Raw genomic sequence first — 11,397 nt, 5'->3', positions numbered from 1 at the left:
TACTTCGGTTAACTCGTTGAGTTTCAAGGAGTTTTCCGTTTCGGTTGCGCCGGAAGTGGGGCGAATTATAGAGAGATCTGAGGGGGCGTCAAGCGTTGTTTTCAACAAATTGTCTTTAAAGTCAAAAGCATCCGGCGGGCGACCGCGTTACGGCCGCCAGGCGCATGTCGCGGGAGGTTCATGCCTCATCGCAACGAGCGCCGCCCGCGCGGCGCGACCCGGCCTGCGGCCGGTGCTACCCGTTTGTTTCGGGCCAATTATTTCAGTGGCATCTCCCGGGGCGCCTGGGTGGTACCAGTGGAGATTTGTAGTGAAACAAAAAGGCGGGCCTTGCGGCCCGCCCTTTTCTCACGCTACAACCTTAGAGGCTGGGGAACGCGAACTGCGACGCCTCGTGGCTGGCCCGCTGCGGCCAGCGCTGGGTGATTGCCTTGCGGCGGGTGTAGAAGCGCACACCGTCCGGGCCGTAGGCATGCAGGTCGCCAAACAGCGAACGCTTCCAGCCGCCGAAGCTGTGGTACGCCACCGGTACCGGCAGCGGCACGTTCACGCCGACCATGCCCACTTCAATCTCGTCACAGAACAGGCGCGCCGCTTCACCGTCACGGGTGAAGATGCAGGTGCCGTTGCCGTATTCGTGGTCGTTGATCAGCTTCATCGCCTCTTCCAGGCTGTTCACCCGCACGATGCACAGCACTGGGCCGAAGATCTCTTCCTTATAGATGCGCATTTCAGGGGTGACGTTGTCGAACAGGCAGCCGCCCAGGAAGAAGCCGTCTTCATTGCCCGGCACGACCAGGCTGCGGCCATCGACCACCAGCTTGGCGCCAGCCTGCACGCCGTCTTCGACATAACCGGCAACCTTGTCACGGGCCTGGCCGGTGACCAGCGGGCCCATGTCCAGGCCGCAATTGGTGCCGGCACCGATTTTCAGCGCCTTGATCTGTGGCACCAGCTTGGCCACCAGGGCATCCGCCACCTGGTCACCCACGCACACGGCTACCGAGATGGCCATGCAGCGCTCACCGCAGGAACCGTAGGCCGCGCCCATCAGCGCGCTGACGGCGTTGTCCAGGTCGGCGTCGGGCATCAGCACGGCGTGGTTCTTGGCGCCGCCCAGTGCTTGCACGCGTTTGCCGCGCTTGGTGCCTTCGCTATAGATGTACTCGGCGATCGGCGTGGAGCCCACGAAGCTCAGGGCTTTGACTTCCGGCGCCTGGATCAGCGCGTCCACCGCCACCTTATCGCCGTGCACCACGTTCAGTACGCCAGCCGGCAGGCCGGCTTCCAGCAGCAGCTGGGCAATGAACAGGGTGGAGCTTGGGTCGCGCTCGGACGGCTTGAGGATGAAGCAGTTGCCGCAAGCGATGGCCAGCGGGTACATCCACAGGGGCACCATGGCCGGGAAGTTGAACGGGGTGATGCCGGCGACCACGCCCAGGGGCTGGAAGTCGGACCAGGCGTCGATGTTCGGGCCGACGTTGCGGCTGTACTCGCCCTTGAGGATTTCCGGCGCGGCGCTGGCGTACTCGACGTTCTCGATACCGCGCTTCAGTTCACCGGCTGCGTCTTCCAGGGTCTTGCCGTGCTCTTCGCTGATCAGCTGCGAAATTTTGGCTTCGTTCTGCTCCAGCAGTTGCTTGAAGCGGAACATCACCTGGGCACGCTTGGCCGGCGGTGTGTTGCGCCAGGCCGGGAATGCGGCCTTGGCCGAGTCGATGGCTTGCTGCACGGTTTGCAGGTCGGCCAGCTGGAGCTTGTGGATAACCTGGCCGGTCGATGGGTTGTAGACGTCGGCGGTGCGGTCGCCGCCGGAAACCAGATCACCGTTGATCAGGTGCTGAATGCTGCTCATGTGAAACTCCTGGAATAGATGCCAGGAAGCGGCGCGTGCCGCTTCCTATATAAAGAGGGGATCAGTCGATCGCGTTCAGCGCCTGGCCAACGGCATCGAACAGGCGGTCCATGTCCTGGGCCTTGGCGTTGAAGGTTGGCCCGAACTGCAGGGTGTCGCCGCCGAAGCGCACGTAGAAACCTGCCTGCCACAGCTTCATCGAGGCCTCGTAGGGGCGGACGATGGCATCACCGTCGCGCGGGGCCAGCTGGATGGCGCCGGCCAGGCCGAAGTTGCGGATGTCGATGACGTTCTTGCTGCCCTTGATGCCATGCAGGGCTTTTTCGAAGTGCGGCGCCAGTTCGGCGGCCTGTTGCACCAGGTTTTCCTTCTGCAGCAGGTCCAGCGCGGCCAGGCCAGCAGCGCAGGCCACCGGGTGGGCCGAGTAGGTGTAGCCGTGGGGGAATTCCACCGCGTACTCGGGCGTGGCCTGGTTCATGAAGGTCTGGTAGATCTCGGTGCTGGCGATTACCGCGCCCATGGGGATGGCGCCGTTGGTGACCTGCTTGGCGATGCACATCAGGTCAGGGGTAACGCCGAAGGTGTCGGCACCGAACATGTTGCCGGTGCGGCCGAAGCCGGTGATCACTTCGTCGAAGATCAGCAGGATGTTGTGCTGGGTGCAGATCTCGCGCAGGCGCTTGAGGTAACCCTTGGGCGGTGGCAGCACGCCGGCGGAACCGGCCATGGGCTCGACGATCACCGCGCCGATGTTCGAGGCGTCGTGCAGCTCGATGAGCTTGAGCATTTCATCGGCCAGGGCGATGCCGCCCTCTTCCGGCGCGCCCTTGGAGAAGGCGTTGCTGGCCAACAGGGTGTGCGGCAGGTGGTCGACGTCCATCAACTGGCCGAACATCTTGCGGTTGCCGTTCACGCCACCCAGGCTGGTGCCGGCGACGTTAACGCCGTGGTAGCCACGGGCACGGCCGATCAGCTTGGTCTTGGTGGCCTGGCCTTTCAGGCGCCAGTAGGCACGCACGATTTTCACCGCGGTGTCGCAGCACTCGGAACCGGAGTTGGTGTAGAAGACGTGGTTCAGCTCGCCAGGGGTCAGCTCGGTGATCTTCTCGGCCAGCTGGAACGACAGCGGGTGGCCGTACTGGAACGCCGGGGAGTAGTCCAGCACGCCCAACTGGCGCGCCACCGCTTCCTGGATTTCCTTGCGGGTGTGGCCGGCGCCACAGGTCCACAGCCCGGACAGGCTGTCGTAGATCTTGCGGCCCTTGTCGTCCGTCAGGTAGCTGCCTTCGGCGGCGACGATGATACGCGGGTCGCGCTGGAAGCTGCGGTTGGCCGTGTAGGGCATCCAGTGCGCGTCGAGTTTCAGCTGGCTGGCGATTCCGTGCGGAGCGTTTTCGGGCAAGTTCATTCGTGCAAGACCTCGAATCGGAAGTAACGAGTGTTGTTGCAGCTACGTTGTCACGGCGATAAAGTCTGGAAAATCCTGTTTTTCCAATCTTTGGTTAGGCGATGACTAAACTATGAGCCGACGTCCCGATCCCCTGGCGCAGGTCAGCGATTTCGACATTCGCCTGCTGAAAATCTACCGCAGCGTGGTGGAATGCGGCGGTTTCTCCGCAGCCGAGAACGTGCTGGGCATCGGCCGTTCCGCCATCAGCCAGCAGATGAGCGACCTGGAACAGCGCCTGGGCCTGCGCCTGTGCCAACGCGGCCGCGCCGGCTTTTCGCTGACCGAGGAAGGCCGCGAGGTGTACCACTCGGCGCTGCAACTGCTCAGCGCCATCGAAAGCTTCCGCACCGAGGTCAACGGCCTGCACCAGCACCTGCGCGGTGAGCTGAACATCGGCCTGACCGACAACCTGGTGACCCTGCCGCACATGCGCATCACCCATGCCCTGGCCCAGCTCAAGGACCGCGGCCCGGACGTGCGCATCCAGATCCGCATGATCGCCCCCAGCCAGGTGGAACAAGGCGTGCTCGACGGCAGCCTGCACGTGGGCGTGGTGCCCCAGGCCAGCCCGCTATCGGGGCTGGAATACGCACCGCTGTATAGCGAGCGCTCGCTGCTGTACTGCGCCGTGGGCCACCCGCTGTTCTACGCCGCCGACGCCGACCTGGACGACGCGCGCCTGAACGCCCAGGACGCCATCGCCCCAACCTTCCGCCTGCCGGCCGACATCCAGGCGCATTACCAGGCGCTGCATTGCACCGCCAGCGCCTCGGACCGCGAGGGCATGGCGTTCCTGATTCTCACCGGGCGTTTCATCGGCTACCTGCCCGACCACTACGCCAGTTTCTGGGTGCAGCAAGGGCGGCTGCGCGCGCTGAAACCGGACAGCCGGTTTTATGACCTGAGCCTGTCGTGGGTGACGCGCAAGGGCAGGCGCCCACATTTGGTGCTGGAGAGCTTCCTGGAAAGCCTGGCGGCCACACGCTAGTGCACGTTGCTAGCAACCGAGTGCCGCTGGAACCTCGTCAAAGCGGCCGTAAAAACTTTTAACCCTTTGATTTACAAGGGCTACAGGTTAAACAGCCATTTCAAACCTGAGCAGTTGGACAGCTTTTTGCAACAGGACGTGTCATCCGATACACGCCCCCGTGCCGAGAGTTTCCCATGCCACCAGAATCATCGTCGCCCAACGAACTGATCTACGGTCTGAATGATCGCCCCAACCCCATGGCCGCCGTGCTGGCCGCGCTGCAGCACGTGCTGGCAAGCTTCGTCGGCATCATCACCCCGCCGCTGATCATCGGTTCGGCCCTGGGCCTGACCGAGCACTTGCCCTATTTGATCAGCATGGCGCTGATGGTGTCCGGCGTAGGCACCTTCATCCAGGCCCGTCGGCCGTTCGGTATCGGCGCCGGCATGATCTGCCTGCAAGGCACCAGCTTCGCCTTCCTCGGCGCGGTGCTGTCGGCCGGCTTCATGGTCAAGCAGCGCGGCGGCAGCCCCGAGGACATCATGGCGATGATCTTCGGCGTGTGCTTCTTCGGCGCCGCCGTGCAGATCGTGCTCAGCCGCTTCATCGGCCAACTGCGCCGGGTGATCACGCCGCTGGTGACCGGCATCGTCATCACCCTGATCGGCATCAGCCTGATCAAGGTGGGCATGACCGACCTGGGCGGCGGCTTCAACGCGCCGGACTACGGCGCCCCCGGCAACCTGGCCCTGGGCGCGTTCGTGCTGCTGGTGATCATCCTGCTCAACCGTTCGAGCACGCCGTGGGTACGCCTGTCGGCCATCATCATCGGCCTGGCAGTGGGCAGCATCGCCGCCTGGTTCACCGGCAAACTGGTGCCCCAGGCGCTGCCGCCGCTGCCCCTGGTCAGCCTGCCGATCCCGTTCAAGTTCGGTTTCAATTTCGACTGGGCAGCGTTCTTCCCGGTGGCCTTGATCTACCTCATCAGCACCATCGAGACAGTCGGCGACCTGACCGCCAATTGCATGCTCTCGCGCCAGCCCATCAGCGGCCCCACCTACATTGCAAGGCTCAAGGGCGGCGTGCTGGGTGACGGCTTCAGCTGCATGCTGGCCGCTACCTTCAGCGCGTTCCCCAACACCACCTTTGCCCAGAACAACGGCGTGATCCAGCTGACTGGCGTGGCCAGCCGCTACGTGGGCCTGTACATCGGCGCGATCCTGTTCCTGCTGGGCCTGGTGCCGGTGATTGGCGCGGTGCTGCAGCAGATCCCCAAGCCGGTGCTGGGCGGTGCCACGCTGGTGATGTTCGGCAGCGTCGCCGCCGCCGGCGTGCGCATCCTGGCCCAGGGCCCGCTGGACCGGCGCAACATGCTGATCATCGCCACCTCGTTCGGCGTCGGCCTGGGCGTGGCGGCGCAGCCGACCCTGCTGCACCTGCTGCCCAAGCTGGTGCAGAACCTGTTCGATTCGGCCATCACCAGCGGCGGCATCACTGCCCTGGTGATGTGCCTGCTGCTGCCCGAGGGCAAGCCCGTGGCCACTATGCCGGCGGTTGAAAGCGAAGGACTTGAAACTCGCGTTTGAAGGTTTTCGGCGCCAGGCCTTGTCTGGATCACGTGGGTGCGTTATCAACGCATCACGATGCACCCACACGATCTGTTCGGAACCGCCCATGACCCTCGAAGTCCCCGCGCACAGCGCCCACGCCTCCGGTAAACCTGCCAGCCGTATTCGTCAGAAGAACGAAGAGACCATCATCCAGGCTGCCGAGGACGAGTTCGCCCGCCACGGGTTCAAGGGCACCAGCATGAACACCATCGCCCTCAAGGCGGGGCTGCCCAAGGCCAACCTGCACTACTACTTCACCAACAAGCTGGGCCTTTACATTGCGGTGCTGAGCAACATCCTCGAACTGTGGGACAGCACCTTCAACACCCTGACCGTGGACGATGACCCGGCCCAGGCGCTGACCCGCTATATTCGCGCGAAGATGGAGTTCTCGCGGCGCCAGCCGCAGGCCTCGCGCATCTTCGCCATGGAGATCATCAGCGGCGGCCAGTGCCTGAACGAATACTTCAGCCAGGACTACCGCGCCTGGTTCCAGGGCCGTGCCGGGGTGTTCCAGGCCTGGATCGACGCCGGCAAGATGGACCCGGTAGACCCCGTGCACCTGATTTTCCTGCTGTGGGGCAGCACCCAGCACTACGCCGACTTCGCCACGCAGATCTGCCGCGTCACCGGCCGCACGCGCCTGACCAAGCAGGACTTCGAGGAAGCCGGCGAGCAATTGACCCGTATAATCCTCAAAGGCTGCGGCCTCACCCCTGTCCAATGACTGTTTGCGCGGATCTGCCCTGAATGCCCTCTACCCTGCTCGGCCCCTGCGAATTTCGTGAAGAGATCCGCAAGAGCCGCTTCATCACCCTTGCCGCCCCCATCGCCAGCGTGACCGATGCCCAGGCGTTTCTCGACCAGCACAGCGTGCCCGACGCTACCCACAATTGCTGGGCCTGGAAGCTGGGCGAGCAGTACCGCAGCAACGATGACGGCGAGCCGGGTGGCACTGCCGGGCGGCCGATCCTGGCGGCTATCGAGGCGCAGGATTGCGACCAGGTGGTGGTGTTGGTGATTCGCTGGTACGGCGGCATTCAGCTGGGCACCGGCGGCCTGGCCCGCGCCTATGGGGGCGGCGCCAACAAGTGCCTGCAACAGGCGGAAAAACGCGTGCTGGTGAGCCGCATCGCGGTGACCTGCTCATGCAGTTTCAGCGAATTGGCCCTGGTGAAACTGCGCGTGGCCGAGCTGGACGGCCTGGTGGTGCAGGAAGACTTCACTGCCAATGGCGTCGACCTGCAACTGGCCCTGGGCCGCGAGCATGTGCCGCGCTTGCAGCAGCAGCTGGCCGACCTGAGCCGCGGCCGCATCCTCCTGGAACTCCCTTCCCCGTAGCAGCTGCCGAAGGCTGCGTCCAACCACTGACGCGGCCTGCGGCCGCTGCTACAGAAGGCGACGTCATAACCCGGGCGCAGCAAAACTGCCCACATCTACTGTGCACCCGGTTGTGGATAAGCTCTGCGCAATCAGCGCCAGCCCTTGTGGATCAAGGGCTACAGGCTTCTGTACGTTATTTGACCAATCGCCTTATCCACAACGGAAAACGGCGCCCGTTCAAACACTTATGCACAGTTATCGCCGTTCGAACATAGCCCGCCCGGGCTTATACCCGCGCTTTCCCCTTGCGCACAAAAACTGTGGAGCAGTCTGTGGATAAGCCGTGCAAGCCTGCGCCAGCCGCAGGCTGCACGGCCTGCACAGGCAGCTGATCATTTTTTAACCAGCACGATTTCGATGCGTCCCTCCCTACGCCGCCCTGGCTTGGTGCCCTTGCACCACGGCGAAAACCGCGGAAACGCAGGCGCCACGCATTTCCTGACCCACTGGCCAGGAAATTGCTTATGCACCAGCGTCCCATTCCAACCGAGCCTGTCATGTCCAACCCTGCGAACACCCCGCGCCTGCAATTGCGCGCGATCAGCAAGCGTTACCCCGGCTGCCTGGCCAACGACAGCATTGACCTGAGCCTGCAGCCCGGCGAGATCCGTGCGTTGCTGGGCGAGAACGGCGCCGGCAAAAGTACCCTGATGAAGATCATCTACGGGGTCACCCAGGCCGACAGCGGCAGCGTGCTGTGGCAGGGCCAGCCGGTGCGCCTGCGCAACCCGGCCCAGGCGCGCCAGCTGGGCATCGGCATGGTGTTCCAGCATTTCTCGCTATTCGAGACCCTGACGGTGGCGCAGAACATCGCCCTGGCCATGGGCCCGGGGCAGACGCCGGCGCAACTGGAACCGAAGATTCGCGAGGTGTCGGCGCGCTACGGCATGCCGCTGGCGCCTGACCGCCTGGTGCACAGCCTGTCCATTGGCGAGCGCCAGCGCGTGGAGATCGTGCGCTGCCTGATGCAGGACATCCGCCTGCTGATTCTCGACGAGCCGACCTCGGTGCTTACCCCGCAGGAGGCCGACGACCTGTTCGTGACCCTGCGCCGCCTGGCCGCCGAGGGCTGCAGCATTCTGTTCATCAGCCACAAGCTGGGCGAGGTGCGCGCCCTGTGCCACAGCGCCACGGTGCTGCGCGGCGGCCGCGTGTCGGGCCACTGCGTGCCGGCCGAGCGCAGCGACCTGGAGCTGGCGCGGCTGATGGTCGGCGACGCCGAGGGCCTGGTGGCGCAGTACCCGAAAGCCGAGGGCGGCGCACCGTTCCTCAGCGTCACCCAACTGAACTGGAACAACCCCGACCCGTTCGGCTGCTCGCTGCAGGGCGTCAGCCTGCAGGTGCGCAGCGGCGAAATCGTTGGTATCGCCGGGGTAGCCGGCAACGGCCAGGACGAACTGCTGGCCCTGCTCAGTGGCGAACAGCGCCTGAAGCAGCCGGCCACCATCAGCTTTGATGGCGAGCCCGTGGCGCACCTGCGCCCTGACCAACGCCGCGCCCGCGGCCTGGCCTTCGTGCCGGCCGAGCGCCTGGGCCACGGCGCCGTGCCAGACATGAGCCTGGCCGACAACGCTCTGCTCACCGCTTTCCAGCAAGGGCTGGTGAGCAAGGGCATGGTGCACACCCGCAAGGTGCTGGCCCTGGCCGACGAAATCATCCGCCGCTTCGCGGTGAAAACCCCGGACGCCCAGGCCGCCGCCCGCAGCCTGTCGGGCGGCAACCTGCAGAAATTTATCCTCGGCCGCGAGATTCTCCAGCAGCCACGCCTGCTGATAGCCGCGCACCCCACCTGGGGCGTGGACGTGGGCGCGGCCGCCACCATCCACCGCGCGCTGATTGCCCTGCGCGATGCCGGCGCGGCAATCCTGGTGATCTCCGAGGACCTGGATGAACTGTTCCAGATCAGCGACCGCCTTGGCGCCCTCAGCGGCGGCCGCCTCAGCGCCCTGCAAGCCACCGCTCGGACCACCCAGGTGGAGCTGGGCGGCTGGATGGCCGGGCGCTTCGCTGACCTTCCATCCCCCACCCCTGCCCTGGCCGGTTAACGGAGCCTTCCATGTTGCTTTCCCTCGAACCCCGCGGCCAGCAGTCACGCCTGATGCTCTGGTGCTCGCCGTTGCTGGCCGCGCTGCTGACCCTGGGCTGTGGCTCGCTGCTGTTCATCGCCCTGGGGCATGACCCGCTGCAAACGCTGCATACCCTGCTGATCGAGCCGATCAGCGACCTGTACGGCGTCAGCGAACTGCTGGTCAAGGCGCTGCCGATCCTGATGTGCGCCCTGGGCCTGGCGGTGGCCTACCAGGCACGTATCTGGAACATCGGCGCCGAAGGCCAGCTGCTGATCGGCGCCTTGGGCGGCAGCGCCGTGGCGGTGAACATCATCGGCATGGACAGCCGCTGGGCGCTGGTGCTGGTGCTGCTGGCCGGCACCCTCGCCGGCGCCGCCTGGGCCGGGCTGACGGCCTGGCTGCGTACCCGCTTCAACGCCAATGAAATCCTCACCAGCATCATGCTCAACTACATCGCCCTGAACCTGCTGCTGTATTGCGTCCACGGCCCGCTGCGCGACCCCGCCGGGTTCAACTTCCCGCAGTCGGCCATGTTCGGCGACGCCAGCCGCCTGCCGCTGGTGTTCGAGGGTGGGCGCCTGCACGCCGGGCTGTACTTCGCCCTGTTGGCGCTGGTGGCGGTGTGGGTGCTGCTGCAGAAAAGCTTTCTGGGTTTCCAGATCAAGGTACTGGGCCTGGATCAGCGCGCCGCCGGCTTCGTCGGCTTTCGCGAGAAACGCCTGGTGTGGTTGGCGCTGCTGGTTAGCGGTGCGCTGGCCGGCCTGGCCGGGGTGTGCGAGGTGACCGGGCCTATAGGCCAACTGGTGCCGCAGGTGTCGCCCGGCTATGGCTACGCGGCCATTACCGTGGCCTTTCTTGGCCGCTTGAACCCTATTGGCATCGTGTTCTCCAGCCTGCTGATGGCCCTGCTGTACCTGGGCGGCGAGAACGCGCAGATGGCGATGAACCTGCCCCAGGCCATCACCGAACTGTTCCAGGGCCTGATGCTGTTCTTTTTGCTGGCCTGTGACGTGCTGATTCTCTACCGCCCGCGCCTGAACGTGCGCTGGGCTCGCCGTACCACCGCGGTCGCCACCGCAGGAGCGCTGTGATGGATATCGATCTGCTGGGCAACATTCTCTTCGCCATGGTGCGCTGCGGCACGCCGCTGCTGCTGGTGGCCCTGGGGGAACTGATCTGCGAGAAAAGCGGCGTACTCAACCTGGGCCAGGAGGGCATGATGCTGTTCGGCGCGGTGGTGGGTTTCATCGTCGCCTTCAGCAGCGGCAACCTGTGGCTGGGCGTGGTGCTGGCGATGGTCGCCGGCATGCTGTTGTCGTCGCTGTTCGCCCTGGTGGCGCTGGTGTTCAACGCCAACCAGGTGGCCACCGGCCTGGCGCTGACGATTTTCGGCGTCGGCCTGTCGACCTTTGTCGGCGCCGGCTGGGTGGGCAAGCCGCTCACTGGCTTCGACCCGGTGGCGATTCCCGTGCTGAGCAGCATTCCGCTGATCGGCCGCATGCTGTTCGCCCAGGACCTGCTGGTGTACCTGTCGTTCGCGCTGTTCGCGCTGGTGGCCTGGGTGGTGCTGAAAAGCCGGGTGGGCCTGATCATCCAGGCCGTGGGGGAAAACCCCGACGCGGCCAGCGCCATGGGCCTGCCGGTGCTGCGCGTGCGCACCCTGGCGGTGCTGTTCGGCGGCGCCATGGCCGGTTTGGCCGGGGCCTACCTGTCGTTGGCGTACACGCCCATGTGGGCGGAAAACATGAGTGCCGGCCGTGGCTGGATTGCCCTGGCGCTGGTGGTGTTCGCCAGCTGGCGGGTGTGGCGCGTGCTGCTGGGCGCCTACCTGTTTGGCCTGGCGAGCATCCTGCACCTGGTGGCCCAGGGGGTTGGCCTGTCGATTCCGTCGAACCTGCTGGCGATGCTGCCGTACGTGGCGACCATTGTGGTGCTGGTGCTGCTGTCGCGCGATGGCGTGCGCACGCGGTTGTATGCGCCGGTGTCGCTGGGGCAGCCGTGGCAGCCGGGGCGGTGACTGTGGGAGCTGGCTTGCCAGCGAGTTTTCAAAATCTCGCTGG

General features: G+C 65.1%; 9 protein-coding genes. 7 read left to right on the top strand and 2 right to left on the bottom strand.

What is annotated here, in order from left to right; translation table 11 throughout:
- Positions 1-361: 361 nt before the first annotated feature.
- Positions 362-1,855, bottom strand: coding sequence for a CoA-acylating methylmalonate-semialdehyde dehydrogenase (locus tag ACWKWX_RS31505; protein ID WP_416422293.1), 1,494 nt, complete (start codon positions 1,853-1,855; stop codon positions 362-364).
- 61 nt (positions 1,856-1,916) lie between these two features.
- The gene (gene aptA, locus ACWKWX_RS31500) at positions 1,917-3,263 is read right to left on the bottom strand and encodes an omega-aminotransferase AptA (protein ID WP_416422292.1); all 1,347 of its coding nucleotides are present in this window, start codon (positions 3,261-3,263) and stop codon (positions 1,917-1,919) included.
- 112 nt (positions 3,264-3,375) lie between these two features.
- Between aptA and ACWKWX_RS31495 the strand changes: the two genes are divergently transcribed.
- The 7 genes from ACWKWX_RS31495 to ACWKWX_RS31465 all read left to right on the top strand — a co-directional run bounded on the left by ACWKWX_RS31495 (position 3,376) and on the right by ACWKWX_RS31465 (position 11,354).
- The gene (locus tag ACWKWX_RS31495) at positions 3,376-4,293 is read left to right on the top strand and encodes a LysR family transcriptional regulator (RefSeq protein WP_416422291.1); all 918 of its coding nucleotides are present in this window, start codon (positions 3,376-3,378) and stop codon (positions 4,291-4,293) included.
- Between the two features lie 176 nt (positions 4,294-4,469).
- Positions 4,470-5,861, top strand: a complete 1,392-nt coding sequence (locus tag ACWKWX_RS31490) for a uracil-xanthine permease family protein (RefSeq protein ID WP_476294685.1) — start codon at positions 4,470-4,472, stop codon at positions 5,859-5,861.
- 88 nt (positions 5,862-5,949) lie between these two features.
- On the top strand, positions 5,950-6,612 hold the full coding sequence (locus ACWKWX_RS31485; RefSeq protein WP_416422289.1) for a TetR/AcrR family transcriptional regulator: 663 nt from the start codon (positions 5,950-5,952) through the stop codon (positions 6,610-6,612).
- Between the two features lie 23 nt (positions 6,613-6,635).
- Positions 6,636-7,226, top strand: coding sequence for an IMPACT family protein (locus ACWKWX_RS31480; RefSeq protein WP_483829817.1), 591 nt, complete (start codon positions 6,636-6,638; stop codon positions 7,224-7,226).
- Positions 7,227-7,765: 539 nt separating this feature from the next.
- On the top strand, positions 7,766-9,313 hold the full coding sequence (locus ACWKWX_RS31475) for an ABC transporter ATP-binding protein (protein ID WP_483829816.1): 1,548 nt from the start codon (positions 7,766-7,768) through the stop codon (positions 9,311-9,313).
- A gap of 11 nt (positions 9,314-9,324) precedes the next feature.
- A complete protein-coding gene (locus tag ACWKWX_RS31470) occupies positions 9,325-10,428 on the top strand; it encodes an ABC transporter permease (RefSeq protein WP_483829815.1) in 1,104 nt (367 codons plus the stop codon).
- Positions 10,428-11,354, top strand: a complete 927-nt coding sequence (locus tag ACWKWX_RS31465; protein WP_416422285.1) for an ABC transporter permease — start codon at positions 10,428-10,430, stop codon at positions 11,352-11,354. Before ACWKWX_RS31470 ends, ACWKWX_RS31465 begins: the two co-directional genes overlap by 1 nt.
- The last annotated feature ends 43 nt before the right edge of the window (positions 11,355-11,397 follow it).

It is taken from the genome of Pseudomonas imperatae, from assembly GCF_057128625.1.
Note: the sequence above shows the minus strand (reverse complement) of the source record. Positions and strands in the feature narration are given on the sequence as shown.

Excerpts from the sequence above, each read along its gene's own strand:
- ACWKWX_RS31480 (WP_483829817.1), top strand. The coding sequence starts at position 6,636 with ATGCCCTCTACCCTGCTCGGCCCCTGCGAATTTCGTGAAGAGATCCGC.
- ACWKWX_RS31465 (WP_416422285.1), top strand. The coding sequence starts at position 10,428 with ATGGATATCGATCTGCTGGGCAACATTCTCTTCGCCATGGTGCGCTGC.
- aptA (WP_416422292.1), bottom strand. The coding sequence starts at position 3,263 with ATGAACTTGCCCGAAAACGCTCCGCACGGAATCGCCAGCCAGCTGAAA.
- ACWKWX_RS31490 (WP_476294685.1), top strand. The coding sequence starts at position 4,470 with ATGCCACCAGAATCATCGTCGCCCAACGAACTGATCTACGGTCTGAAT.
- ACWKWX_RS31475 (WP_483829816.1), top strand. The coding sequence starts at position 7,766 with ATGTCCAACCCTGCGAACACCCCGCGCCTGCAATTGCGCGCGATCAGC.
- ACWKWX_RS31485 (WP_416422289.1), top strand. The coding sequence starts at position 5,950 with ATGACCCTCGAAGTCCCCGCGCACAGCGCCCACGCCTCCGGTAAACCT.
- ACWKWX_RS31505 (WP_416422293.1), bottom strand. The coding sequence starts at position 1,855 with ATGAGCAGCATTCAGCACCTGATCAACGGTGATCTGGTTTCCGGCGGC.
- ACWKWX_RS31470 (WP_483829815.1), top strand. The coding sequence starts at position 9,325 with ATGTTGCTTTCCCTCGAACCCCGCGGCCAGCAGTCACGCCTGATGCTC.
- ACWKWX_RS31495 (WP_416422291.1), top strand. The coding sequence starts at position 3,376 with ATGAGCCGACGTCCCGATCCCCTGGCGCAGGTCAGCGATTTCGACATT.